Source organism: Ruegeria sp. L12 (assembly GCF_056531745.1).
In genome coordinates this window covers 1-23,637 of record NZ_JBQFMH010000003.1, presented here as the reverse complement: position 1 = coordinate 23,637, position 23,637 = coordinate 1, and the positions used below count along the sequence as shown (strand labels likewise).

Genomic DNA, 23,637 nt, shown 5'->3' with positions numbered 1-23,637 from the left:
TTTCCAGAAATGCCCTGAACCAAAGCTCAATGGTCGACAAATGCAAGATGAACAGGGTCGGATAGCCAAGCAGTCGCGCTAAGCCCCACCCCTTGCAGGGTTTTCCAATTTTGAGTCCGATATTGCGTTTATCAGGGGTCCGGGGTCCTTCCCTTCGCCGCACACACAACATATAGTGGCTGACAACAACGTGTGGGCAAACACGGCGGGACTTGGGAATACAGGCATGGCACATATCATCGTAGTCGGGAATGAAAAGGGCGGCGCAGGCAAATCGACCGTGTCTATGCATGTAGCGACCGCTTTGGCGCGGTTGGGACACAAGGTCAGCACTCTGGATCTGGACCTGCGTCAGCGCAGCCTTGGCCGCTATTTCGAAAACCGCCTGAACTTTCTGAACGGCGCAGAGCATTCCTTGCCCAGCCCGCGCCACCACGACCTGCCCGAGATCGACGCCAGCACGCTGAAACCCGGCGAGAACATCTATGACCACCGCCTGTCGGCTGCGGTGGCCGAGTTGGAAAGCGACAGCGACTTTATCCTGATCGACTGCCCCGGCTCGCATACCCGGCTCAGCCAGGTGGCGCATTCGCTGGCCGACACGCTGATTACGCCACTGAACGACAGTTTCATCGATTTTGATCTGCTGGCACGCATCGATTCCAAGGGCGAAAAAATTCTGGGACCGTCGGTCTATTCCGAGATGGTCTGGAACGCGCGCCAGTTGCGGGCACAAGCGGGGCTGAAACCGATCGATTGGGTGGTGGTGCGCAACCGGGTCGGCACCCAGCGCATGGTCAACAAGGAAAAGATGCAGCGCGCCATCGAGATGCTGTCGCAGCGCATCGGCTTCCGCGTCGCCTCGGGCTTTTCCGAACGGGTGATCTTTCGTGAACTGTTCCCGCGCGGGCTGACCCTGCTGGATCTCAAGGATATCGGGGTCAAACAGCTGAATATCTCGAACATCGCCGCACGGCAGGAATTGCGCGACATGATGAAAGAGCTGAACTTGCCGGGGGTCGAAATCGACTTCTAGTTTCGCCGGATGTGCAGGTTGTGCGTTCGCGCGCCAGCCAAATCTTCTGATACGGGTACCAGATTTTCCTCACAATTGATCTGACTTGCTACATTCAACAAAATGGGCATTGAATCAGCGTGAGGATCATCATGGAAAATATGGCTCGAACACCAGTTGGGTATTACGATCCAGACGATTGTGATCCTGCAGAATTTGCAACGCTTGTCACCCGATGCGTCGCGCCCGAAACCGTTCCCCACACCACCGCCATCGAAAAAAATGTGCCGGTTTACCAGATGGACGAAATCCGCCCCTATCTGGATGATCCCGCGAAACGGCAAGCCCTTCTGAGCGAGTGGGCGCAAGTGTTCAGAACCGGCGCGGGGGTGGTTGCGTTCAAACGGGCTTATGCGGACGTCGACGTGATCGACCAGGCAACTGAAGTTTATGAAAAGATAATCGCGGCCGAGAAAGTGGCCGCAATGGGCGGCGGGGATCATTTCGCGGCATCCGGTGCGAATGACCGGATCTGGAACTCACTTCAAAAGCTGTGCGAATTCGCCCCGGGGATTTACCTGCGGTATTTTGCCAACACTTCGATCGCCGCGATTTGCGAGGCATGGCTTGGACCAAATTATCAGATGACCGCTCAGGTCAATCTGGTTCACCCGGGCGGCGCCGCGCAGCAAGCACATCGTGACTATCATCTGGGCTTTCAGACCTCTGCAATCAGCGCCAGTTACCCCGCGCATGTGCATGAATTGTCCCCCGCCCTGACCCTGCAAGGTGCGATAGCCCATTGCGATATGCCGGTTGAAAGTGGTCCAACGAAACTGTTGCCGTTTTCGCAATGCTATAAACCGGGATACGCGGCCTGGCGACGCGAAGACTTTCGCGCCATTTTCGAACAGCACCACGTTCAGATCGCTCTTGAGAAAGGCGATGCGGTGTTCTTCAATCCCGCACTTTTTCACGCGGCGGGTGCCAATACGACGACGGATGTGCATCGCATGGCCAATTTGCTTCAGGTGTCTTCGGCCTTCGGGCGCGCGATGGAAACCATCGACCGGGACGCCATGTGCAAGCTGATATACCCCCATCTGTTGCAGGCACAAAGCGATGACACACTAGGTCCCGCCGAACTCTCGGCCGCCATCGCCGCCACAGCCGAGGGGTATTCGTTTCCCACCAATCTGGACAACGACCCGCCCAAAGACGGATTGGCGCCCGAAACACAGGCCGCATTTCTTCATCGCGCCCTGGCCGGGCGTTTCAACCCAAATGATGTCTCGGCACATCTTGATGAAATGAAGGCGCGGCAATCGGCTTGAGGGATCATCTTCCGTAAACCGAAATCTGCCGCGCTGATCTAGTTGTACACCGTAAACAACTCTTTCGGCTCGGGCACACCCCGCAGCATGTAACGTCCGACCGAGATCAGATCAGCGTCGCAAGGGTGCGCAGCACGCGCGACGTCGTCCGAGATCAAAATGCGCTGACCCAACGACCGGTGCATTCCAGCTATCCGTGCCGTCTGGTTTACCGCGGGGCCGATGACAGTGAAATCCAACCGGGCGTCCGAGCCGATATTGCCATAGAGAATCTCGCCCGAATGCAGGGCCAGTGTGTAGTTCGACACTGGCTGACCGCTGGCTTCGCGCTGTTCGTTCAACGCGGCCATCCGATCCTGCAACAGGGTTACGGCGCCCAGCGCGGCGCGGGCGTCGGCGTCAATCTCGCCCACATCGAACATCGCCATGATACCGTCGCCCATGAATTTCAGGATGTTGCCATCGCATTGATGAACCACATCCACCACTACGGCGAGGTAGTCATTCAGCATGTCGATCACTTCGGTACCCGGCAGCACTTCGGACAGACTGGTGAAGCCTTCGAGGTCAAAATTCCAGATTACCGCATCGATCTGTTGCAGCGACCCCCGGCGGATTTCGCCCGACAAGACGCGCTGCCCGGCATCCCGGCCCAGATAGACGCGCATCAGGTCCTGAGACACGCGCGCATTCGATGCTGATTTCAACGCCAGTCCCAGATGCGGCAGTGCCGTATTGATCAGGTCCAGATCATCGTCGCAGAACCCCTCGGGGCCATTGCTGGCCCAGGACATGAGCACCCCGTCGATGGCCTTTTTGGCATCCCGCGGGCTGCTATGGGAGGGTACATCAAAACTGACGCCACTTGCGTAGTAATCCGTGGCCCCAAGCTCGCGCAGCTCATTCAGTAAAGGAAAGCGGCTGGGCTCATTCTGGTCCACCAAACGCTCGCGGATGGAGTCGACATCGTCGTTCAGGATGACAAAAAGCGGGCTGTTCTTCCAGATCTCGCTGGGCTCTTCGGTGTACTCGAAGGTCTGGAAATCTCCGCCGCGTCCCTGATACCAGCTATAGCCGGTGCCGCCATAGACCGGATGCAGCGCCGGTTGGGCCGCGTGAAAGCGCATCAGCGGTACGCCAAGATCGACCAGTTGATTGCAATAGCCGTCCAGCAACTCTTCTTTGTCCGCCCCTTCAAGGCCGCGTGTTACAAGCCAGTCGATCAGAGCATGGGATTTCGCCGCGTTGGGGTCCGTGGCTGTCATTTCACCTTCCTGTGTCCGTTCAGCTGTTGATCTGGGCGCGGCTGCATCAAATTACCAGTGCGTCAATCCATCCCGGCCAGACGGCGCAGCATCATCCGCAAGAGCGCCGCCTCGCCCGTCGTAAAGCGCGCCGCCAGTTTCGCGTCATAGTCGCGCGCAATCTCGCGCAGCTCACGATACACCGCCTGACCCGAATGTGTCAGCGACAACTGCTCGGACCGGCGGTCGGTCTCATCCCGCAAGCGTTGCAGATAACGCCGCTGTTCCAGCCTGCGCACCGCCCGGCTGATCTTGGTTTTATGGATTTTGGCGCGCAGCCCGATCTCTTTGGCGGTCATTTCACCATAATTGCCAAGGTGAAACAGCACCCGCCATTCGGTGCGCAACATTCCATAGCGATTCTTGTAGACGCGCTGAAACTCCAACGAGCTTTCCTCGGCCGCCTGATTCAACAGGAACGGCAGGAAATTTCGCAAATCAAACTCATCTTTTTCGGCATTATTCTGCTGTGTCATCCTTGTTAGTTACAAAATCAACTATTATCCGACAAGCAGCAACTTGAAGGAGCGTCTGATGAATCGCCCCACCGACCCGCATGAAATGACCCAGGCCAGCACGCCTGTTGGCACCCATCCCGGCTATATGCCCGGCTTTGGAAACGATTTTGAGACCGAGGCCCTGCCTGGCGCACTGCCGCAAGGGATGAACAGCCCGCAAAAATGCAACTACGGCCTTTATGGCGAACAGCTGAGCGGCACCGCCTTCACCGCCAACCCGCCCGAACGCACATGGTGCTATCGCATCCGGCCTTCGGTGAAGCATTCACATCGCTATGAGAAAATCGACCTGCCCTACTGGAAATCGGCCCCATGTGTCGATCCGGACGTGATTTCGCTGGGCCAGTACCGTTGGGATCCGGTGCCGCATTCGGATGAAGGCCTGACCTGGCTGACCGGAATGCGCACCATGACCACGGCCGGAGACGTCAACACTCAGGTCGGCATGGCCAGCCACATCTATCTGGTCACTGAATCGATGGTGGATGATTATTTCTTCTCAGCCGATTCCGAACTGCTGGTGGTGCCGCAGGAAGGCCGCCTGCGCTTTGCCACCGAAATGGGCATCATCGATCTGGAACCCAAGGAAATCGCCATCATCCCGCGCGGGCTGCTTTATAGGGTTGAGGTATTGGAAGGCCCCGCACGTGGTTTCGTCTGCGAAAACTACGGGCAGAAATTCGAACTGCCCGGGCGCGGGCCGATTGGGGCCAACTGCATGGCCAACCCGCGTGACTTCAAGGCCCCGGTAGCAGCCTTTGAGGACCGCGAGGTGCCTTCGACGGTAACGATAAAATGGTGCGGCCAGTTCCATACGACGAAGATTGACCACAGCCCGCTGGATGTGGTCGCCTGGCATGGCAACTACACGCCTTACAAATACGACCTGCGTACCTATTGCCCGGTCGGCGCAATCCTGTTCGACCATCCCGACCCGTCGATCTTTACCGTGCTGACCGCACCTTCGGGCCAGCCGGGTACGGCGAATATCGACTTTGTTCTGTTCCGCGAGCGCTGGATGGTGATGGAGGACACGTTCCGCCCGCCCTGGTATCACAAGAACATCATGTCCGAGCTGATGGGCAACATCTACGGTCAGTATGATGCCAAACCGCAGGGCTTTGTCCCCGGCGGCATGAGCCTGCACAACATGATGATCCCGCACGGGCCGGACAAGGAAGCCTTTGAGAAAGCGTCAAATTCGAACCTCGGGCCGGACAAGCTGGAGAACACGATGTCCTTCATGTTCGAAACCCGTTTCCCGCAGCACCTGACGGCATTTGCAGCCACCGAAGCGCCGTTGCAGGATGACTATATCGATTGCTGGAGCGATATCGAAAAGAAGTTCGACGGCACCCCCGGCAAAAAATGAAAATCGCCTGAAGTCATAGATTTTTCGACGAGAAATCTTGGCCCCTGACAAAGGTCTGGAGAAAAAATGCCTTTGATGAATTCCTGGGTCGCATCGGCCAATTCCGCCGACCACCCGTTTCCGCTGAACAACCTGCCCTATGGCGTGTTCTCGACCGAAACCACCGAACCACGCTGCGGTGTGGCCATCGGCGACATGATATTCGACATCACTGCAGCCGAGGCCGACGGGCTGATCGTATTGTCGGACGAACCGCTTTTTGACCTGCCCTTCTGGAACCCGCTGATGGAAGAAGGCCCCGCCGTCTGGGCCGCCCTGCGCGAACGTCTGACCGCGCTGCTGGCCGAAGGCTCGGACGCGCAGCACAAGATCGAGGCGCTGCTGATCCCTCAGAACGCTGCGCAGATGCACATGCCCTTTGCCGTCAGCGAATACACCGATTTCTACGCAGGCCGGAACCATGCCTTCAATGTCGGCACCATGTTCCGCGGGTCTGAGAATGCGCTGCCGCCGAACTGGCTGCATATTCCTATCGGCTATAATGGTCGCGCCTCCTCTGTGGTCGTCTCGGGCACCGACATTCGTCGCCCCTGGGGTCAGCTCAAATCCCCCGATCAGGACCTGCCTGCTTTCCTGCCCTCCCGCCGCTTTGATATCGAGCTTGAGATGGGTGCCATCGTGGGCACACCCTCTGACGGCCCGATTTCAGTGCAAGAGGCGGATGACAACATCTTTGGCTATGTCCTGCTGAACGACTGGTCGGCACGCGATATTCAGGCATGGGAATACCAGCCGCTGGGCCCGTTTCAGGCCAAAGCCACCGCAACTTCGGTCAGCCCGTGGATCGTCACCAAAGCCGCGCTGGAACCCTTCCGCTGCGACACGCCAGCGCGCGAGTTTGAACTGCTGGAGCACCTGAAAGACTGCGGCCCGATGCTCTATGACATTGACCTGTCCGTCACCATGGCTCCCGAAGGCAAGGCGGCCACGACCATCGCGCGGACCAACTACAACCAGATGTATTATTCGGCGGCGCAGCAGCTGGCGCATCACACGACTTCGGGCTGCCCAATGAATACCGGCGATCTGTTGGGATCCGGCACCATCTCGGGGCCAACCAAACCCGAACGCGGCTCGCTGCTGGAACTGAGCTGGGGCGGGAAGGAACCTATGACGCTGGACACCGGCGAAACGCGCAGCTTCATCGAGGATGGCGACACCCTGACCCTGACCGGCGCGGCCCAGGGTGACGGCTACAAGATCGGGTTCGGCGATTGTACAGGTACGCTTCTACCGGCACTCGACGACCCGTTTGCGAGGGGCTGATGCAGCTACAGCCCATATCCTCAGAGCGCGCTCTGCCAGTCCTTTACGGCTTCGATTGGGTAGAGAAGCATCAGCACGTTCAGCGTAAGCCCGTCACGGATCAGCGTGGTGGTCAGGATCTCGAACCCCAGCGCGATGGCAACCGTCGCCCAGATCGGCAGGCGGCGGGCAAGCCAGAACCCAAGCATCATCGCCCCGATATCAGCCATCGAGTTGACCACGCTGTCGCCGTAATAATCCAGCGAGATCGTCACCGCGCGATAATGCTCGATCACGGCATCGGTGTTCTCGGAAATCTCCCACGCGACTTCGATCAGGGTGGCGATGAACAACCGCCAGCCAACAGCAAGGCGTCGCGCCACCAACCACAGAAGGCCGTAAAACAGGAAGCCATGAATGATATGGCTGGGGGTGTACCAGTCCGTCAGATGCTGAGAGCTTTCGGAACTGAAGGTTTCACCATGCCACAGCTTGATGAAACCGCATTTGCAAATCGGCTCGCGCCCCATCCACAGCAGAATGATGGCACAGGCAATGACAACACAAGCGGTTGCCCAGTAAGGCAAAAATCGACGTTCAAACATGAGGCGACAAGACCATCAAGGCGGGTCTCTGTCCAGAAGGGAAATAACTGAAATGGCCAAGGCATTCGCGTCCCAGGGGGACATGTCGGAAAAGAAAATCTCGTTCACTGAGGTGGGCGAAGGGCTTTACGCATTCACCGCCGAGGGCGACCCGAACTCGGGCGTGATCATCGGCGATGACAGCGTGATGATTGTCGAGGCGCAGGCCACCCCGCGTCTGGCCAACAAGGTGATCGAATGCGTGCGCTCGGTAACGGACAAGCCGATTACCCATGTGGCGCTGACCCATTACCACGCGGTGCGCGTTTTGGGCGCCAGCGCTTTTGGCGCGCAGCAGATCCTGATGTCCGACATGGCCCGTGCCATGGTGGTTGAACGGGGGCAGGAAGACTGGGACAGCGAATTCCAACGCTTCCCGCGCCTGTTCGAAGGGCATGAGAGCATCCCCGGCCTGACCTGGCCCACAACCACATTCAGCGACACGATGACCGTTTATCTGGGCAACCGCCGGATCGACCTGATGCATCTGGGCCGCGCGCACACGGCCGGCGATATTGTCATCCATGTACCCGATCAGAACGTCATGTTCACCGGCGATATCGTCGAATACCACTCGGCCTGCTATTGCGGCGACGGGCATTTCAGCGACTGGGGCGACACGCTGGACGAAATCAAGTGGTTCGACGTCGACGCCATCGCGCCGGGGCGTGGGGACGCTCTGGTCGGCAAAGACATGGTCAACGCGGCCATCGAAAACACCCGCGATTTCGTCGAAAGCACCTATCGCCCGGCGGCCAAAGTGGCCGCTCGGGGTGGTAGCCTGAAAGAAGCATGGGACGCCGTGCGCGCCGAATGTGATCCGAAATTCGCCGACTACGCGATCTACGAACACTGCCTGCCGTTCAACGTCGCCCGCGCCTATGACGAGGCGCGCGGCATCGACACGCCCCGTATCTGGACCGCCCAGCGCGATCTGGAAATGTGGGAGGCCCTGCAGGGCTGAGAATTCCGGGCCGGATTTGATCCAGATCGTGGCGGCCCGGATTTGACGGTGAAACCATAAGACAGCTCCTCCGGCGTGCCGCGCCGGAGAATGGATGAGGTGCGCCCGCCGCGCCAGAACTGGGAGAGAGACCGTGAACAAGATTTTCGAAGTTCCACTTTACGCCTACGAGGCCAGCCCGGACCAATCTGCCTCTGCGCCGGTGCGCCATAAGGTCATCGTTGTCGGTGCCGGCCCCGTGGGGCTGGCCGCCGCCATCGATCTGGCCCAGCAAGGGGCTGAGGTGCTGGTGCTGGACGACAATGACAAGGTCAGCTTCGGCAGCCGCGCCATCTGTTTTGCCAAACGTCCGCTGGAAATCCTTGATCGGCTGGGCTGCGGACAGGCAATGGTGGACAAGGGTGTCCTTTGGAACACGGGCAAGGTGTTCTTCGACGAGCGCAAGGTTTACGAGTTCAACCTGCAACCCGACAGCGGCGATCAGCGCCCCGCCTTCATCAATCTGCAGCAATATTATTTCGAACAGTTTCTGGTCGATCGCGTGCGCGAGTTGCAGGAACAGGGCGCGCCCATCGAAATCCGCGGCCGCAACAAGGTCGAGGCCGTCGGTACCCACCCCGATCACGTCAAGCTTGAGGTGGAAACCCCCGAAGGATCCTACACGATCGAGGCCGATTGGGTAATCGCCTGCGACGGTGCAGGCTCACCCATGCGGGCGATGCTGGGCAAGGATTTCGTGGGCCGCGTATTCGAAGACAACTTCCTGATTGCCGATGTGGTGATGGAGGCCGACTTCCCATCGGAGCGCTGGTTCTGGTTCGACCCACCGTTCAACAAGGGCCAATCGGCGCTGTTGCACAAGCAACCCGACGGGGTGTGGCGCATCGATCTGCAACTGGGTTGGGACATCGACAAGGAACGCGAGAAACGTCCCGAAAACGTCATCCCGCGCCTTACGGCGATGCTGGGTGAAGACGTTCAGTTCGAACTGGAATGGGTCAGCATCTACACCTTCCAATGCCGCCGGATGGAGCAGTTCCGCCATGGCCGGGTGCTCTTTGCCGGTGACAGCGCCCATCAGGTCAGCCCGTTCGGCGCGCGCGGTGCGAATTCGGGCGTGCAGGACACCGACAACCTGTGCTGGAAGCTGAAACTGGTGATTGACGGCAAAGCGCCTGAATCGCTGCTCGACAGCTATAATTCCGAACGTATCCACGGCGCGGACGAGAACATTTTGAACTCGACCCGGTCGACAGATTTCATCACACCAAAATCAGCCATGTCGCGCGTTTTCCGCGACGCGGTGCTGGACCTCAGTGAGCATTACGATTTCGCCCGTCCGCTGGTGAATTCCGGGCGGCTGAGCGTGCCTTGCGTCTACGACGGCTCGCCCCTGAACTCTGCCGATGCGTTGAACGGGCCGGCGCAGAGCCGACCCGGCGCGCCCTGCCCGGATGCGCCTTTGGGCGACGCGTTCCTGCTGCCCCGGCTGGCCGGTCAGTTCACGCTGCTGACCATCGATGCCGATGCGCCCGATGAGATCGAGGTCGACGGCATCACCGTCAAGCGTCTGGCCCTGTCGGTCAAGGACGACCCCACTCTGACGCTGAAACGCCGTTATCTGGGCGATGCTTCGGGCGCGGTCTATCTGATCCGGCCCGATCAGCATGTCGCCGCACGGCGTGACACCTACGAAGAAAACGCCTTCCGGCACGCGGTCCGCCGCGCCACAGGCAAGGAGCAAGCGATATGACCGATCTGATCCTCTCACCCAACCTGACCCATGCCGACGATTTCTATGCCGACCTTCTGGCGGCACATGAAGGGTTGGAAAAACCCGACAGCGACGCGCTGAACGCACGGCTGGTACTGGTGCTGGCCAACCATATTGGTGACAACGCGGTGCTGAAACAGGCGCTGGACGCTGCTGCGCTAAAACAGGAGTGGACCCAATGAAAATCGAACAGATTCACCACGTCGCCTATCGCTGCAAGGACGCGAAAGAGACCGTTGAATGGTATGGCAAGATGCTGAACATGGATTTCATTCTGGCGATTGCCGAAGACCATGTGCCCTCGACCCATGAACCTGATCCTTACATGCACCTGTTTCTGGATGCCGGGAACGGCAATGTTCTGGCGTTTTTCGAATTGCCAACCAAGCCCGAAATGGGCCGCGATCCGAACACCCCCAAATGGGTGCAGCATATCGCTTTCAAGGTAAAGGACCGGGACGAGTTGATCGCCTTCAAAGACCATCTTGAGGCCAACGGGGTCGAGGTTCTGGGCGTGACCGATCATTCGATCTTTCACTCGATCTATTTTTTCGATCCCAATGGCCACCGTGTCGAACTGGCTTGCCCCGACCCCGAAGAAGAGGCCATGCTGTCCCGGCTGGATGCGGTGAAATGGGACATGCTGGAAGAATGGTCGCGCACCAAGAAAGCCCCCCAACATGCCGACTGGCTGCATGCGAAAGAATTGAGCAAAGGCTGATACCTGCATGTCCGAAGTGGTTCTGTATGACTACTGGCGCTCGTCAGCCAGCTATCGGCTGCGGATCGCGCTGAATCTGGCGGGGATCACCTATCGCCCGGTGGTGATCGATCTGGTTGGGGGTGCGCATCGTGCACCAGAGCATCTGGCGCGCAACCCGCAGGGTCTGGTGCCGGTGCTCGACATCGACGGGCTGCGGTTGACGCAATCACTGGCGATCCTCGATTATCTGGACGAAACACGCCAGATGGGTCTTCTGCCAGCTGATCCTGCCCGCCGGGCGGCGGCGCGGGCGCTGGCACATAGCATCGCTGTGGATATCCACCCGGTTTGCAATCTGTCGGTGGCGCGCCAAGCCACACAGCTTAGCGCGGGAGCGGGCGACATGCCCGGCGATTGGATGCGCCATTTCATTCGACCCGGGCTGCATGCGTTTGAAAGGTTGCTGGACGGTTTCGAACAAAGCCCGTTCTGTACCGGCGACACTCCCGGTTTGGCCGATATCTGTTTGATTCCGCAGCTTTACAATGCCCGCCGCTGGGAGGTCGATCTGTCGGACATGCCGCGTCTGCTGGCGGTCGAGTCCGTTTGCGCCGAGCATCCGGCCTTTGCCGCCGCCCATCCCGACAGGCATGCACCGATCTGACCTGACGCACAGGGTGTGTGTGGCGGCGCGGGTGCCAAAACCCTCGGGCAGCGATTAGGTTGCGAGGTATCGACATACGGAGACACCCATGCCCGAGATCACCGGCTATCACGCCCATGTCTATTTCGACGCAGACACGCAAGACACCGCCCAACAGGTCTGCGAAGAGGCCGCGCGGCTGTTTCCTGCCGTGCAGATGGGCCGCATGCACGCCCGCAATGTCGGCCCCCACCCGCGCTGGAGTTGCCAGCTTGGCTTTCCCGCCGAAGCCTTCGATCAGGTCTTTCCCTGGCTGATCCTGAACCGTCAAGGGCTGACCATTTTCACCCACCCGGAAACCGGAGACCATCTGACCGATCACCGGGATCGCGCGGTCTGGATGGGTGAGATGCTGGAGCTTGACCTGTCGATATTCGATTAACCCAGATCACGCGCCCGATCGCGCAGGATGAACTTCTGAATCTTCCCCGTCGAGGTTTTGGGAAGCGCTCCGAAGACGACCGTCTTGGGCGCTTTGAAATGAGCCATGTTATCGCGGCAAAAGGCAATCACCTCGGCCTCGGTTGTCTGCGCCTGCGGTTTCAGCTCGACAAAGGCACAAGGGGTTTCGCCCCATTTGTCATCCGGGCGCGCAACCACGGCGGCCTCCATCACCGCCGGGTGTTTGTACAGGACATCCTCGACCTCGACCGATGAGATATTCTCGCCCCCCGAAATGATGATGTCCTTGGACCGGTCCTTCAGTGCAATATAGCCGTCCGGGTGCATCACCCCCAGATCGCCCGAGGCAAACCAGCCGCCTTTGAACGCTTTGTCGGTGGCCTCGGCGTTCTTCAGATAGCCCTTCATGACGATGTTGCCCTGCATGAAGATCTCGCCCATGGTTTCGCCATCCGAGGGCACGGGCTCCAGCGTCTCGGGATCGGCGACCATCAACCCGGACAGAGCCACGTATTTCACTCCTTGCCGCACTTTCAGCGCGGCCCGGTCTTCGGCCCCCTTGTCGTTCCATTCATCCTTCCATGCGCAGACGACAGACGGGCCATAGGTCTCGGTCAGGCCGTAGACATGGGTGACCTCGACGCCCATCCCCTCCATCGCTTCGATCACTTTGGCAGGCGGTGGTGCACCTGCGGTCATTACCTTGATCTGCTGGTCGAAGTCTTTGAGATGATCCGGTGCGTTGGCCAGCATGTTCAACACGATGGGCGCGCCGCAGAAATGGGTCACGCCCTCTGCTCGGAAGGCGCGATAGATCGGCTCGTCACGGACTGCGCGCAGACAAACCGACGTGCCCGCATTGGCTGCCATCGTCCATGGGAAACACCAGCCATTGCAGTGAAACATCGGCAGGGTCCACAGATAGACCGAATGCTGCGGCATACCCCATGTCAGAATGTTCGAGGTCGCGTTCAGAGCCGCACCGCGATGGTGATAGACCACGCCTTTGGGGTTGCCCGTGGTGCCCGAAGTATAGTTCAGCGTGATCGCATCCCATTCATCGGCAGGCAGAGACCAGTCGGAGTCCGGATCACCCTCGGCCAGCAGACCCTCGTAGGTCAGATCACCCAACCGTTCGCCGCCCTCAAAACTGGCATCTTCGATATCGACCACCAGAATGTCGTGATCCACCTGCTCCAGCGCCTGTTTCACGACGCCCGAGAATTCGGGATCAACCAGCAGAACCTTGGCTTCGGCATGGTTCAGAATGAAGGCGATGATCGGCGCATCCAGCCGCGTGTTGATCGCGTTCAGCACCGCGCCTGCCATGGGCACACCGAAATGCGCCTCGTAGTGTTCGGGGATGTTGGCCGCAATGATCGAGACCGTATCACCCGCCCCTACCCCACGCGCGGCCAGCGCGCTGGCCAGACGGCGGCACCGTGCATAGGTTTCGGCCCAGGCGAACCGGCGCGCGCCATACACAACGGACGGATAATCCGCATAGACCTTCGCCGTCCGCTCAAGATAGCTGAGCGGGGACAGGGGCGTGAAATTCGCAGGGGTTTTGTCCAGATGCTGTTGGTAGATTGTTTCGGCTGTCATCCGGCGATCCTCCCAAACTCGACAGATTGGCGTATTGAGCACGGAACTTACGCCAATACAAACCCGTATTAATACGCGAAACTGGTACACTGGAGATATCCGATGGGCTAATCTGGCCCTACTTCGCGCGTCTCATTCGCGTTGATCTGCAGTATCACGTCACTTTGCGCCCGCAGGGGTATCCTGATTCCCGCGCGCCTTACCTTGAAAGGACATGTCATGGACGGCACGTTCAACGAAAACGATCTTTCCCGTGTGGTCGAAGCCGACCGCGCCCACATCTGGCATCACCTGATCCAGCACAAGCCGTTTGAAACCAATGATCCCCGCATCATTGTCGAAGGCAAAGGGATGCGCGTTTGGGATCAGAAGGGCAAAGAGCATCTGGATGCCGTCTCCGGTGGGGTCTGGACGGTGAACGTAGGCTATGGCCGCGAATCCATCTGCAAGGCCGTCTATGACCAGCTGATGAAGCTGTGCTACTTCGCCAACACTGCAGGCTCGATCCCCGGTTCGATTTTTGCTGAAATGCTGATCGACAAGATGCCCGGCATGAGCCGCGTGTATTACACCAACTCCGGCAGCGAAGCGAACGAGAAAGCCTTCAAGATGGTCCGCCAGATCGCCCACAAGAAATACGGCGGCAAGAAGACCAAGATCCTGTATCGCGACCGCGACTATCACGGCTCGACCCTGGCAACGATGTCGGCAGGCGGTCAGGACGAGCGCACTGCGCAGTATGGCCCATTTGCGCCTGACTTCGTGCGTGTTCCGCATTGCATGGAATACCGCAAGCACGAACTGGACGGCGCCCCCGAAGAGAACTTCGGCGAATGGGCTGCGAACCAGATCGAAGAAGTGATCCTGCGCGAAGGCCCCGACACTGTGGGCGCCCTGTGCCTTGAGCCTGTGACCGCAGGTGGCGGCGTTATCGAAGCGCCCGAAGGCTATTGGCCGCGCGTGCAGGAGATCTGCAAGAAATACGACGTGCTGCTGCATATCGACGAAGTGGTCTGCGGTGTTGGCCGCACCGGCACATGGTTCGGTTACCAGCAATACGGCATCAAGCCCGACTTCGTGACCATGGCCAAAGGCGTTGCCTCGGGCTATGCGGCGATTGCCTGCATGGTTACCACCGAAGAAGTCTTTGACATGTTCAAGGACGATGCTTCGGACCCGATGAGCTATTTCCGCGATATCTCGACCTTTGGCGGCTGCACCGCCGGTCCGGCGGCGGCTGTCGAAAACATGCGCATCATTCAGGACGAAAACCTGCTGCAGAACTGTGCAGACATGGGTGACCGCATGATGGGCAACCTGCAGGCGCTGATGGAAAAACACAAGGTTATCGGCGACGTGCGCGGCAAGGGCCTGTTCCTGGGCGCCGAACTGGTTGCGGATCGCGGCTCCAAAGAGCCGGTGGACGAGAAACTGGCGCAGGCGGTTGTTGCAGACTGCATGGCACAGGGCGTCATCATCGGTGTCACCAACCGCTCGATCCCCAGCCGCAACAACACGCTGTGCTTCTCGCCCGCGCTGATCGCAACGGCGGATGACATCGACCAGATCACCGATGCGGTGGATGGCGCGCTGGGGCGCGTCTTCGGCTGATCCGGCCTCTGGACAACTACTGAAACCAAGGAAACCCGTCAGATGCTGGCGGGTTTCTTTTTTGGCCGTAGATCCTGCCGGTCACCATCTGCTGGACAGTCAGAGTGGGCAGAACTACCGTAGCCGCAACATATTCCAACAGGAGGTTTGTATCAGATGTCCAGGACACTCTCGATTGCGGCAAGTTCGGTTCTGTTGCTTTCAACAGCAGCCTTTGCGCAGGAACAATGCGCCGCTGGCAAGACCCTGACGGACGGCAAGTTTACCATCGCGACGGGCAATCCGGCCTATTACCCGTGGGTGATCGATGACGCCCCCGAATCCGGTGAAGGGTTCGAGGCCGCCGTGGCATACGCCCTGGCCGAAGAAATGGGTTTTGCTGCCGAAGATGTCGTGTGGGTCCGGTCCTCGTTTGACGAGGCGATCCAGCCGGGCGCCAAAGAATTCGACGTCAACATGCAGCAATACTCAATCACGCCCGAGCGCGATCAGGTCGTGGATTTCTCAGCCCCCTATTACACCGCGCCCATGGCGGTTCTGGTCAGCCCGAACGCCACCGACACCGCCCCGACGCTTGAGGCGCTGAAAGGGTTGCAATGGGGTGCCGTGGGTTCGACCACAGCGGTTCCCAAGCTGGCCAGCATCATCCAGCCGGACAGCGATCCCTTGCTTTACGGCGACAACGCGGATGTGAATGCGGCGATGACGGCGAACCAGATCGACGCAGCCTTGTTCGACCTGCCGACAGCCCTGTTCCTCAGCGCCGTGATGATCGAGGGCTCGAAGGTCATCGGGCAGTTTCCGGCGGATGAGAGCGACAATCCCGATCAGTTCGGAATGCTGATGGAAGAAGGCAACCCCCTGAAAACCTGCATCGACGAAGCGCTGGCAGCGATGGCCGAAAGCGGCAAACTGGCCGAGATCGAGGCCAAATGGCTGCAGGATTCAACCGGCGTGCCCCTGATCAAATAACATGAGCAATCAAAAGGCGGGCGGGATGACCCGCCGCGAACGCTATGAGGCGCAACAGCGTCGCCGTTCCCTTGTGATCGCGACCGTAAGTACGGTTACCGTTCTGGCGGCGATCTACTTTCTGGTGCCGCTGGCCCCCGGTTGGTCCAAGGTTCAGCAAAGCTTTTTCAACGGCGAGACGCTGGTCAAAACCTTCCCGAAACTGCTTGAGGCGTTTCGGATCAACGTGATGATCTTTGCCTGGTCGGCGCCAGCCATCGCCATTCTCGGCCTGCTGATTGCCTTGGCGCGGGATGCCAAGTCGCCCGCCCTGTTCCCGCTGCGCATCTTTGGCGCGGCTTTCACCGATATCTTCCGCGGTGTGCCGGTCATCCTGACTGTTTACCTGATTGGCTTCGGCATCCCCGGTCTGGGCCTGCCGCGCCCGTGGAACTCGCCGTATATCTGGGGTTCGCTGGCGCTGATCCTGACCTATTCGGCCTATGTGGCTGAAATCTTCCGCTCTGGCATCGACAGCGTCCACCACAGCCAGCGCGCCGCTGCGTTGTCTCTGGGCCTGTCGGAACGGCAAGTGATGCGGGATGTGGTTCTGCCGCAGGCGATCCGCAACGTGGTGCCCTCGCAGATGAACATGCTGATTGCGCTGCAAAAGGACGTGTCGCTGCTCAGCTTCATCGGCCCGGTCGAGATTTTCCGTCAGGCCGGGGTGTTCAAATCCCTTCTTGCCAATTTCACGCCCTATGTGGGCGCAGCGATCATCTTTCTGATCGTCACAATCCCGGCCACGCGTTATGCCGATCACCTGATGGCCCGCCAGATGCGAGAGAGACGCTGATGCCGAAACTGGAACTGAGCGGCGTGGTCAAACGCTTTGGCGACCGTACTGTTTGCGACGGCATCGACCTGAGCGTTGAAGAGGGCCAGATGGTTTGCCTGATCGGCGCGTCCGGGTCCGGCAAATCCACCCTGCTGCGCTGCATCAATCTGCTGGAGCCCATAGAGGACGGTGCGATCTTTCTGGATGGCGAGGATATCTCGGTCCCCGGTCTGAACCCGCAATCAGTGCGCGCCCGCATCGGGATTGTCTTTCAGAGCTTCAACCTCTTTCCGCATATGACTGCGCTGGAAAACGTCCTGCTCGCCCCCCGCCGGGTGCGCGGCCTGACCCGCGCCGAGCTGCAGCCCGAGATCGAGGCCCTGTTCACCCGGTTTGGGCTGGCAGACCGAATGCAGAACTACCCCGACCAATTGTCTGGCGGGCAACAGCAGCGGGTTGCAATCGTCCGCGCGCTGGCCATGAAGCCCGAAGTCATGTTGTTTGACGAAATCACCTCGGCGCTGGATCCACAGCTTGTGGGCGAAGTGCTGGACGTTTTGCTGATGCTCAAACGGCAAGGTATGACGATGGTGATGGCGACACACGAAATGGGCTTTGCCCGCGAAGCGGCAGACAAGGTCTGTTTTCTGGATGGCGGTCGCATCATCGAAGAAGGCCCGCCCGAGGTGCTGTTCGATACCCCGTCGCAAGATGCGACCAAAGCTTTCCTTGCGCGTGCGCTGAAATAGAACGGCGCCAGGCGCTATGCGCCGCGTCGGCTCTGCCAGCCGAGGAGGCTGAAGCAGGCAAAGGAAATAGCTGCCACACAGACAATCGAAGGCCCTGCCGGGGTGTCAAACACATAGGCGGCGCGCAGCCCCGCCACGGCAGAAAACGCGCCGATAGCCGCCGCGATCAGGGCCATGGTTTCCGGCGACCGCGCCAGACTGCGCGCGGCGGCTGCCGGGATGATCAGCATCGCCGCGATCAGCAGAACGCCCACAACCTTGATCGCCACCGCAACAGTCACCGCCAGCGCGAGCGTCAGAATCAACTGTTCGCGCTTGGGATCGAACCCACTGGCATAGGCCAGTTCTTCGTTCAGCGTCGCGGTCAAAAGCTGGGACCATCGCCATGCGATCAGCGCAACCACAAGCGCCGCACCTGCCCAGATCACCAACAAGTCCGTGCGTGAAACCGCAAGAATATCGCCAAAAAGATAGGCCATCAGGTCAATGCGAACACCCGACAGAAACGACACCGCGACCAGTCCGAAGGCAAGCGCCGAATGCGCCAGAACCCCCAGCAACGTATCCATGGCATAACCTCGGTCCGACAACAGAGTCACGGTCAAAGCCATCACCAGCGCAACGGCCAACGCGCCGGTAAAAACCGACATCTGAAACGTCAGCGACAGTGCGACACCAAGGATCGCTGCATGCGCTGTGGCGTCACCGAAATAGGCCATCCGGCGCCACACCACGAAACACCCCAAAGGTGCGGCTGCAAAAGCAACACCGACGCCCGCAAGCGTCGCACGGGTCATGAAATCATCAAGCATTATTCTGCAGCTTCCTGAGTGTGGTCACAGTGGTCGTGATCATGGTCATGATCGTGGCGATACAGCGCCAGCGCCCCTCCGGTTCCCGTTCCGAACAGCGCGCGGTATTCCGGGGCCGAGGCCACAACAGCGGGCGAGCCTTCGCAACAGACATGGCCGTTCAGACAGATCACCCTGTCCGAGGCGCTCATGACCACATGCAACTCGTGGCTGATCATCAGTATGGCACAGCCGGTTTCGCGACGCACATCTTCGATCTGACGGTAAAACGCCGCCGAGCCCGGCTGGTCGAGCCCCTGGGTCGCCTCGTCCAGCAACAGGACATCAGGACGGTTGATCAACGCCCGTGCCAGCAAGACCCGCTGGAACTGACCGCCGGACAATTGCGACATCTGGCGTTTCAAAAGGTCAGGCACACCCGCCGTTTCAAGCACCGCAGCACACTGCTTGCGCGACACGCGATGGGTCAGCCGCATGAACCGTTCGACAGAAATCGGCAACGTCGGATCGATGTGCAGCTTCTGCGGAACATAGCCGATCTTCAGACCTGGCTTCAGAGACACCTGACCAGCAGCGGGTTTGGTCGCACCGATTATGGCCCGCAACAGGCTGGTCTTGCCTGAGCCGTTGGGGCCGACGATTGTCACGATCTCGCCGGGATCGATAACGATATCCACATGGCGCAACACGGTGTTGGCACCATAGCGCACGCTGAGATTTTCAACCGAGATCAGGCTCATGCCTATGCCTTTTTGGTGCAGTCGGGGCAGATTCCCTCGGCTTCTACTACCGTTCGTTCAATCTCGAAACCCGCCGCGCGCGCGGCAGCGCCCAAAACACCTTTCACCGGAGCGGATTGCGCCTCGGCCACAGCGTCGCATTTTCTACAAATCATGAAGGCCGGGGAATGCACTGCCCCTGGATGAGAACAGGCGACAAAGGCATTCAGCCGTTCGATTTTATGAACAAACCCGTTTTGCACAAGGAAATCCAGCGCACGATAGGCGACCGGCGGTTGCGAGCCAAAACCCTCTTCCCGCAGACCATCAAGAATGGCGTAGGCCCCAAGTGCACGATGTTCCTGCAGCAACATCTCAAGCACCTTGCGCCGGACCGGGGTCAGACGCAGCCCCTCTTCCTTACACTGCGCCTCGGCCGTTCTCAGCGCGGTTTCGACACAATTATCGTGGTTATGTTTCTGAAACCCAACCGGGGCCATGTCATCCGCCGGCACGGGGCGCACCTCACTTGTCATGTTATTCCATATCATGTATGCCACTCGCAATGTTATACAATCACACAGAGAGTCAGATGTCCAGAAAGCTCCTTCCACTATCGATCACCGCTGCACTATTGGGTGGAACGGCCATGGCAGAGGTCCCAAACGTTGCAACCGACATCGCACCGGTTCATTCGCTTGTATCCCGTGTCATGGAAGGCGTCGGCACCCCGAGCCTCATCGTCCAGCCGGGCGCCTCACCGCATGAATACAACCTGCGGCCATCGGAGGCCTCCGCCCTGCAAGAGGCTGATCTGGTCTTCTGGATCGGAGAAGACCTGACCCCCTGGATGGAAGGTGCCATCGAAACGCTGGCTGATGGGGCAGCGGTTACAACGTTGCTTGAAGCGGATGACACGCATCTTCTCGAATTCCGTGAAAATGCTCTGTTCGAGGCGCATGACCACGAGGATCATGGGGATGAGGAGCATAACGATCACGAGGATCATGATGACCATGAGGATAACGCAGAAGATGGGGCGCATGACGATCACGACCATGACGATGGCCGCGATCATGCAGATGAGCATAACGACGACGATCATGATCACGCCAAGCACGACGACCATGATGACCATGATGACCATGGAGACAATGACCCCCACGCCTGGTTATCTCCGGCAAACGCCCAAATCTGGCTAGACCTGATCGCGGCGCAGCTGTCTTCCGCCGACCCCGACAACGCAGGTACTTACTTTGCAAACGCCGCCACCGCCAAGGGGGAAGTGGCCGCGCTGTCCGCTGAGGTCGCCGAAACGCTTGCACCTGTCCGCGGTGGCAACTTTGTCGTCTTCCATGATGCCTACCGGTATTTCGAAAACGCGTTTGACTTCCCGGCCTCGGGTGCGATTTCGCTCAGCGACGCCTCCGACCCGAGCCCGGCGCGCATCGCCGAGATACAGGGCCGCATCCGTGAAGAAGGCATCGACTGCATCCTGACCGAACCGCAGTTCAACCCCGGCATCGTAGAAACCGTGCTTGATGGAACCGACGCCAAGACCGGAGTGATCGACCCGCTCGGAGCCGACCTTGAGCCTGGCGCTACGCTCTACCCGCAAGTCATCCGCAATATGGCCAAAACACTCGCCGAGTGCCTGTGAGCTTGTAAGTGGGCGATCCAGTTTAGACCGGCGAATTGTAAGGCCAAACAACCTGAACACCTTAATAAACAAGGCCAGACATAAATAGGCATTCAAAACCGTGTTGAAACCGAAAGCTCGGAACCTGCTCACTTAGACAAGCCGAATGAGGTTTAGTGAACTAACCATGGGAATGGCCGCCGCCGAGGGCGTGCGGCCGATCCGGGCAACGTGCCCGATTGGGTGGAATTGATCCATAGGCCACAGCCAGGATACCGGTGGCCATTTCCAGAAGCTCTCTGAACAATTCTGATGGCAGACGGACCGAACTTTATCGCGCTTAACTGCGCGCGCGCACAAGCAGCTCAAACATTTGCCTGATCTCGGCGATTTGTTCCGGCGAATAGCCGGAGGACAGCTGATCCGGGCCATCTTTCAGATCATCCGTTGTGAACAATTGCGGCAAAGCCGGAAAGAAAGACTGACGTAAGGCTTCGTTGCTTTGCTGATACTTGCTCAGGTAATCCAAGCGCTCAGCCCGCGTCAGCACACGCGCCTTTCCTGCCTGATCCGGCGGCAAAGCCCTTTGAATCTGGCGGATTTTGGGGTGACCGGCGTCAGCCAGCGCCTGCAGCAACTGAATGCGCCCAAGGGATGGCGAGGTATTCTCGACCCGGGTTTCCGGCACCACCTGCGTCAGATCGTCAAATCCCATCACGGACAGGGCATCCGTGACGGTCGAGCCCCCGACCAGATTGTCGCGCTCGCATATCCGGGGGTGAATATCACACTCAAGATTGAACCACGGCTGCAGTTCTGCATAGTAATCCGAACCAGAGCCATCAAACTTTTCGATGTAGTCCCAGATCGTGCCGCGGAACCGGCCGTTCTTCATTTTCTGCAGGTACTTGCTTTCGATGTAACGGTCCTGCCGGCGAAAATAGACCAGCAAATTCAAGGGATAATCCGCAAGCACCGGAAGCGCATCCAAAATACTTGAAGGGGTCATGCCAAACAGCATCTCGGATGAGATCAGAGCCTTACCAGCGTCGCTCGCCTTGATTGCGCTGGTCACATGCTCAGATATCTCCCGCAACTGTTCCGAGCGGTTCTTGTTGATCGCAATGGCGAGTTTGTTGACCGACGAATGCCCCTTGGCGGTAACATACAAAAACCCTGCGTCTTCCAGCGTGGCAGTGTTTTCATTGCAGTAATGTTGAAGCGCGGTGGTGCCGCTTTTGGCCGTGCCGATGTGCAGCCAGATTTCCTGAACCATGTTTGCCGTCGGATTGTTGGGTCTCTGGTTTACCGTTGCTAAGCCTCTATCCCACCCCTGTCACGTAAGTTTTCGCACTGACCTCATGGACGGCACGAAAAACACGAATTTTCAGCCCCACTGAACCTGCCTGCGGATCAAGAACGGTATTTAGCCCTTCAAGGGCTCGTCCTGCGGGGGCACCGCTCGTTGATAGAGATGCCATGTAGTGTGCCCAAGGATCGGCAGAGTAAAGATCAGACCCAGAAACGCCGGAACCAGCGACAATAGCATGGTAATCGAAATAATCGCCGCCCAGGCAAGCATGACCAGCGGGTTTTCCGTAACGACCCGAATGGACGTTAACATGGCGGAAACGAAATTGGTTTCCCGATCAAGCAGCATGGGCATGGCTATAACCGTGACCGAAAACAAGACCACCGACAGAAATGCGCCCACGCAGGTGCCGACGGCCAGAAAAGCCCAACCTTGTGGCGTAAAGAATACGGCATTCACAAAGCCGTCAAAATTCGAGAAGGACGCGTTCTGCAGGATGATCGCCAGCCAAAGCCTGATCTGGTAGGTCCAGACCCAGAAAATGAACAGCGTGACAAAGGCCATCCAGCCCATTTCACGCTTACGTTGATGGGCCATGACGGACAGAATGTCAGGCCAGCTAAAACCCTCTCCCTTTTGCATCCGTCGAGACATTTCATAAAGCCCGGCAGCGGCAAAAGGCGCGACCAGCGGAAAGCCCACTGCGGCGGGTATGATCATCCAGATCTTTCCAAGCCAGACCAAGCACCAGACAAACAGGATTCCGAACAGCGCATAGAACAGACCGAAAAAACCGCTCATGAACGGATGCGCGAGAAAATCGGAGAACCCGGCCTTCAGTGACGCGCTGATGTCAGCAAAGGTCAATTTATTGACACCGGGCATGGCCCGCTGCTGCGGTGACAGTTTTTCCGGCGGTGTGGGACCTGCGATCTTGGATGTCATAACACGCTCCTCCCCAAGCATGGCACAACACTGCACTGGTTGCCAACTGCTCCAACGGTCGCACAGATAGGCCTGACGTTGCCCCCTGAAATCAGGCCATTGAGGTGTTAGTAATCTGTCCGAGAAAAGGATGGATCATGAAGCGCAGATTTTCGGACGAACAGATCATCGGAATGATCAAGGAATACGAGGCAGGCGTGAAGGCGCAGGAGCTGTGCCACAAATACGGGATCAGCGACGCGACGTTCGTAAGCGTTGCATCCGACCCCCTAAATAGCCCCTGATCAACTAGCACCTAGAAGCTTATGATGCCTTCAAAAGAATAACTTTGCTCTTTGGCGTAGCGCTGGTGTAGCACTGGGCGCGGAAGCTCAGAACGCAAGAAGCGCCCCTTGGGGCGGTAAGTATTTGATATCCG

The 23,637-nt window shown here is 58.7% G+C and carries 24 protein-coding genes and 1 pseudogene; 16 read left to right on the top strand and 9 right to left on the bottom strand.

Annotated features, from left to right (window positions below):
- The first annotated feature begins 226 nt into the window (after nucleotides 1-226).
- Together ACR0K9_RS05565 and ACR0K9_RS05560 are read left to right on the top strand one after the other, a co-directional pair.
- Nucleotides 227-1,036: a division plane positioning ATPase MipZ gene (locus tag ACR0K9_RS05565; RefSeq protein ID WP_480821416.1), complete on the top strand. Its 810-nt coding sequence runs from the start codon at nucleotides 227-229 to the stop codon at nucleotides 1,034-1,036.
- Nucleotides 1,037-1,167: 131 nt separating this feature from the next.
- Nucleotides 1,168-2,349 carry a phytanoyl-CoA dioxygenase family protein gene (locus tag ACR0K9_RS05560; protein WP_480821414.1) on the top strand — a complete coding sequence of 394 codons (1,182 nt, stop codon included), beginning with the start codon at nucleotides 1,168-1,170 and terminating at the stop codon, nucleotides 2,347-2,349.
- Nucleotides 2,350-2,387: 38 nt separating this feature from the next.
- On the opposite strand, the gene ACR0K9_RS05555 is transcribed toward ACR0K9_RS05560, so the two are convergent.
- Together ACR0K9_RS05555 and ACR0K9_RS05550 are read right to left on the bottom strand one after the other, a co-directional pair.
- Complete coding sequence (locus ACR0K9_RS05555) at nucleotides 2,388-3,614, bottom strand: adenylate/guanylate cyclase domain-containing protein (protein ID WP_480821412.1); 1,227 nt, start codon at nucleotides 3,612-3,614, stop codon at nucleotides 2,388-2,390.
- A gap of 62 nt (nucleotides 3,615-3,676) precedes the next feature.
- A complete protein-coding gene (locus tag ACR0K9_RS05550; protein ID WP_480530537.1) occupies nucleotides 3,677-4,129 on the bottom strand; it encodes a MarR family winged helix-turn-helix transcriptional regulator in 453 nt (150 codons plus the stop codon).
- Between the two features lie 58 nt (nucleotides 4,130-4,187).
- Here ACR0K9_RS05550 and hmgA point away from each other — a divergent pair, with 58 nt between their 5' ends.
- Nucleotides 4,188-5,543 (top strand): homogentisate 1,2-dioxygenase, encoded by a 1,356-nt coding sequence (gene hmgA, locus ACR0K9_RS05545; RefSeq protein WP_480821410.1) that lies wholly within the window; start codon nucleotides 4,188-4,190, stop codon nucleotides 5,541-5,543.
- A gap of 66 nt (nucleotides 5,544-5,609) precedes the next feature.
- Nucleotides 5,610-6,869, top strand: coding sequence for a fumarylacetoacetase (gene fahA, locus ACR0K9_RS05540; protein ID WP_480821408.1), 1,260 nt, complete (start codon nucleotides 5,610-5,612; stop codon nucleotides 6,867-6,869).
- Nucleotides 6,870-6,889: 20 nt separating this feature from the next.
- Here fahA and ACR0K9_RS05535 read toward each other — a convergent pair whose 3' ends face one another.
- Nucleotides 6,890-7,453, bottom strand: coding sequence for a DUF2585 domain-containing protein (locus tag ACR0K9_RS05535; RefSeq protein ID WP_480821406.1), 564 nt, complete (start codon nucleotides 7,451-7,453; stop codon nucleotides 6,890-6,892).
- Between the two features lie 52 nt (nucleotides 7,454-7,505).
- On the opposite strand from ACR0K9_RS05535, the gene ACR0K9_RS05530 reads away from it, so the two are divergent.
- From ACR0K9_RS05530 to ACR0K9_RS05505, 6 genes are all read left to right on the top strand, one after another.
- Nucleotides 7,506-8,456: an MBL fold metallo-hydrolase gene (locus ACR0K9_RS05530; RefSeq protein ID WP_039541551.1), complete on the top strand. Its 951-nt coding sequence runs from the start codon at nucleotides 7,506-7,508 to the stop codon at nucleotides 8,454-8,456.
- 133 nt (nucleotides 8,457-8,589) lie between these two features.
- On the top strand, nucleotides 8,590-10,209 hold the full coding sequence (locus ACR0K9_RS05525) for an FAD-dependent oxidoreductase (RefSeq protein WP_480821404.1): 1,620 nt from the start codon (nucleotides 8,590-8,592) through the stop codon (nucleotides 10,207-10,209).
- Nucleotides 10,206-10,412, top strand: a complete 207-nt coding sequence (locus tag ACR0K9_RS05520; protein ID WP_480821402.1) for a DUF2783 domain-containing protein — start codon at nucleotides 10,206-10,208, stop codon at nucleotides 10,410-10,412. The genes ACR0K9_RS05525 and ACR0K9_RS05520 overlap by 4 nt, the downstream gene beginning before the upstream one ends.
- On the top strand, nucleotides 10,409-10,951 hold the full coding sequence (locus ACR0K9_RS05515) for a VOC family protein (RefSeq protein WP_480530549.1): 543 nt from the start codon (nucleotides 10,409-10,411) through the stop codon (nucleotides 10,949-10,951). The genes ACR0K9_RS05520 and ACR0K9_RS05515 overlap by 4 nt, the downstream gene beginning before the upstream one ends.
- Before the next feature lie 7 nt (nucleotides 10,952-10,958).
- On the top strand, nucleotides 10,959-11,597 hold the full coding sequence (gene maiA / locus ACR0K9_RS05510) for a maleylacetoacetate isomerase (RefSeq protein WP_480821400.1): 639 nt from the start codon (nucleotides 10,959-10,961) through the stop codon (nucleotides 11,595-11,597).
- An 88-nt stretch (nucleotides 11,598-11,685) separates the two neighbouring features.
- Nucleotides 11,686-12,018, top strand: coding sequence for a DOPA 4,5-dioxygenase family protein (locus ACR0K9_RS05505; RefSeq protein ID WP_480821398.1), 333 nt, complete (start codon nucleotides 11,686-11,688; stop codon nucleotides 12,016-12,018).
- Here the strand turns inward: ACR0K9_RS05505 and ACR0K9_RS05500 are convergent.
- Nucleotides 12,015-13,643: an acyl-CoA synthetase gene (locus ACR0K9_RS05500; protein WP_480821396.1), complete on the bottom strand. Its 1,629-nt coding sequence runs from the start codon at nucleotides 13,641-13,643 to the stop codon at nucleotides 12,015-12,017. The two genes, ACR0K9_RS05505 and ACR0K9_RS05500, sit on opposite strands and share 4 nt — an antisense overlap.
- A 219-nt stretch (nucleotides 13,644-13,862) precedes the next feature.
- Here ACR0K9_RS05500 and ACR0K9_RS05495 point away from each other — a divergent pair, with 219 nt between their 5' ends.
- The 4 genes from ACR0K9_RS05495 (at nucleotide 13,863) to ACR0K9_RS05480 (ending at nucleotide 17,792) form a co-directional block, all read left to right on the top strand.
- On the top strand, nucleotides 13,863-15,254 hold the full coding sequence (locus ACR0K9_RS05495; protein ID WP_480530557.1) for an aminotransferase family protein: 1,392 nt from the start codon (nucleotides 13,863-13,865) through the stop codon (nucleotides 15,252-15,254).
- Nucleotides 15,255-15,410: 156 nt separating this feature from the next.
- Complete coding sequence (locus ACR0K9_RS05490) at nucleotides 15,411-16,226, top strand: ABC transporter substrate-binding protein (protein ID WP_480530559.1); 816 nt, start codon at nucleotides 15,411-15,413, stop codon at nucleotides 16,224-16,226.
- A 1-nt stretch (nucleotide 16,227) separates the two neighbouring features.
- A complete protein-coding gene (locus tag ACR0K9_RS05485) occupies nucleotides 16,228-17,061 on the top strand; it encodes an amino acid ABC transporter permease (protein ID WP_480821394.1) in 834 nt (277 codons plus the stop codon).
- Entirely contained in the window at nucleotides 17,061-17,792 is a 732-nt protein-coding gene (locus ACR0K9_RS05480) for an amino acid ABC transporter ATP-binding protein (RefSeq protein ID WP_480821392.1), read from the top strand. Before ACR0K9_RS05485 ends, ACR0K9_RS05480 begins: the two co-directional genes overlap by 1 nt.
- Before the next feature lie 14 nt (nucleotides 17,793-17,806).
- Here ACR0K9_RS05480 and ACR0K9_RS05475 read toward each other — a convergent pair whose 3' ends face one another.
- Genes ACR0K9_RS05475 through ACR0K9_RS05465 form a run of 3 tightly spaced genes read right to left on the bottom strand, consistent with a single transcriptional unit; the run spans nucleotide 17,807 to nucleotide 19,859 of the window.
- On the bottom strand, nucleotides 17,807-18,604 hold the full coding sequence (locus ACR0K9_RS05475; RefSeq protein ID WP_480530565.1) for an iron chelate uptake ABC transporter family permease subunit: 798 nt from the start codon (nucleotides 18,602-18,604) through the stop codon (nucleotides 17,807-17,809).
- On the bottom strand, nucleotides 18,604-19,344 hold the full coding sequence (locus ACR0K9_RS05470; RefSeq protein ID WP_480821390.1) for a metal ABC transporter ATP-binding protein: 741 nt from the start codon (nucleotides 19,342-19,344) through the stop codon (nucleotides 18,604-18,606). The genes ACR0K9_RS05475 and ACR0K9_RS05470 overlap by 1 nt, the downstream gene beginning before the upstream one ends.
- Nucleotides 19,345-19,346: 2 nt before the next feature.
- Complete coding sequence (locus tag ACR0K9_RS05465) at nucleotides 19,347-19,859, bottom strand: Fur family transcriptional regulator (RefSeq protein WP_480821388.1); 513 nt, start codon at nucleotides 19,857-19,859, stop codon at nucleotides 19,347-19,349.
- 56 nt (nucleotides 19,860-19,915) lie between these two features.
- On the opposite strand from ACR0K9_RS05465, the gene ACR0K9_RS05460 reads away from it, so the two are divergent.
- Complete coding sequence (locus tag ACR0K9_RS05460) at nucleotides 19,916-20,983, top strand: zinc ABC transporter substrate-binding protein (RefSeq protein ID WP_480821386.1); 1,068 nt, start codon at nucleotides 19,916-19,918, stop codon at nucleotides 20,981-20,983.
- 319 nt (nucleotides 20,984-21,302) lie between these two features.
- On the opposite strand, the gene ACR0K9_RS05455 is transcribed toward ACR0K9_RS05460, so the two are convergent.
- Together ACR0K9_RS05455 and ACR0K9_RS05450 are read right to left on the bottom strand one after the other, a co-directional pair.
- Entirely contained in the window at nucleotides 21,303-22,238 is a 936-nt protein-coding gene (locus tag ACR0K9_RS05455; RefSeq protein WP_480821384.1) for a hypothetical protein, read from the bottom strand.
- 150 nt (nucleotides 22,239-22,388) lie between these two features.
- Complete coding sequence (locus tag ACR0K9_RS05450) at nucleotides 22,389-23,219, bottom strand: DUF2189 domain-containing protein (RefSeq protein WP_480821382.1); 831 nt, start codon at nucleotides 23,217-23,219, stop codon at nucleotides 22,389-22,391.
- A 137-nt stretch (nucleotides 23,220-23,356) separates the two neighbouring features.
- On the opposite strand from ACR0K9_RS05450, the pseudogene ACR0K9_RS05445 reads away from it, so the two are divergent.
- Nucleotides 23,357-23,467: pseudogene (locus ACR0K9_RS05445) on the top strand (transposase); the annotation flags it as partial.
- Nucleotides 23,468-23,637: the final 170 nt, after the last annotated feature.

Coding starts and splice junctions, on each gene's coding strand:
- ACR0K9_RS05565 (WP_480821416.1), top strand. CDS start 227: ATGGCACATATCATCGTAGTCGGGAATGAAAAGGGCGGCGCAGGCAAA.
- ACR0K9_RS05560 (WP_480821414.1), top strand. CDS start 1,168: ATGGAAAATATGGCTCGAACACCAGTTGGGTATTACGATCCAGACGAT.
- ACR0K9_RS05555 (WP_480821412.1), bottom strand. CDS start 3,614: ATGACAGCCACGGACCCCAACGCGGCGAAATCCCATGCTCTGATCGAC.
- ACR0K9_RS05550 (WP_480530537.1), bottom strand. CDS start 4,129: ATGACACAGCAGAATAATGCCGAAAAAGATGAGTTTGATTTGCGAAAT.
- hmgA (WP_480821410.1), top strand. CDS start 4,188: ATGAATCGCCCCACCGACCCGCATGAAATGACCCAGGCCAGCACGCCT.
- fahA (WP_480821408.1), top strand. CDS start 5,610: ATGCCTTTGATGAATTCCTGGGTCGCATCGGCCAATTCCGCCGACCAC.
- ACR0K9_RS05535 (WP_480821406.1), bottom strand. CDS start 7,453: ATGTTTGAACGTCGATTTTTGCCTTACTGGGCAACCGCTTGTGTTGTC.
- ACR0K9_RS05530 (WP_039541551.1), top strand. CDS start 7,506: ATGGCCAAGGCATTCGCGTCCCAGGGGGACATGTCGGAAAAGAAAATC.
- ACR0K9_RS05520 (WP_480821402.1), top strand. CDS start 10,206: ATGACCGATCTGATCCTCTCACCCAACCTGACCCATGCCGACGATTTC.
- ACR0K9_RS05515 (WP_480530549.1), top strand. CDS start 10,409: ATGAAAATCGAACAGATTCACCACGTCGCCTATCGCTGCAAGGACGCG.
- maiA (WP_480821400.1), top strand. CDS start 10,959: ATGTCCGAAGTGGTTCTGTATGACTACTGGCGCTCGTCAGCCAGCTAT.
- ACR0K9_RS05505 (WP_480821398.1), top strand. CDS start 11,686: ATGCCCGAGATCACCGGCTATCACGCCCATGTCTATTTCGACGCAGAC.
- ACR0K9_RS05500 (WP_480821396.1), bottom strand. CDS start 13,643: ATGACAGCCGAAACAATCTACCAACAGCATCTGGACAAAACCCCTGCG.
- ACR0K9_RS05495 (WP_480530557.1), top strand. CDS start 13,863: ATGGACGGCACGTTCAACGAAAACGATCTTTCCCGTGTGGTCGAAGCC.
- ACR0K9_RS05490 (WP_480530559.1), top strand. CDS start 15,411: ATGTCCAGGACACTCTCGATTGCGGCAAGTTCGGTTCTGTTGCTTTCA.
- ACR0K9_RS05485 (WP_480821394.1), top strand. CDS start 16,228: ATGAGCAATCAAAAGGCGGGCGGGATGACCCGCCGCGAACGCTATGAG.
- ACR0K9_RS05480 (WP_480821392.1), top strand. CDS start 17,061: ATGCCGAAACTGGAACTGAGCGGCGTGGTCAAACGCTTTGGCGACCGT.
- ACR0K9_RS05475 (WP_480530565.1), bottom strand. CDS start 18,604: ATGCTTGATGATTTCATGACCCGTGCGACGCTTGCGGGCGTCGGTGTT.
- ACR0K9_RS05470 (WP_480821390.1), bottom strand. CDS start 19,344: ATGAGCCTGATCTCGGTTGAAAATCTCAGCGTGCGCTATGGTGCCAAC.
- ACR0K9_RS05465 (WP_480821388.1), bottom strand. CDS start 19,859: ATGACAAGTGAGGTGCGCCCCGTGCCGGCGGATGACATGGCCCCGGTT.
- ACR0K9_RS05460 (WP_480821386.1), top strand. CDS start 19,916: ATGTCCAGAAAGCTCCTTCCACTATCGATCACCGCTGCACTATTGGGT.
- ACR0K9_RS05455 (WP_480821384.1), bottom strand. CDS start 22,238: ATGGTTCAGGAAATCTGGCTGCACATCGGCACGGCCAAAAGCGGCACC.
- ACR0K9_RS05450 (WP_480821382.1), bottom strand. CDS start 23,219: ATGACATCCAAGATCGCAGGTCCCACACCGCCGGAAAAACTGTCACCG.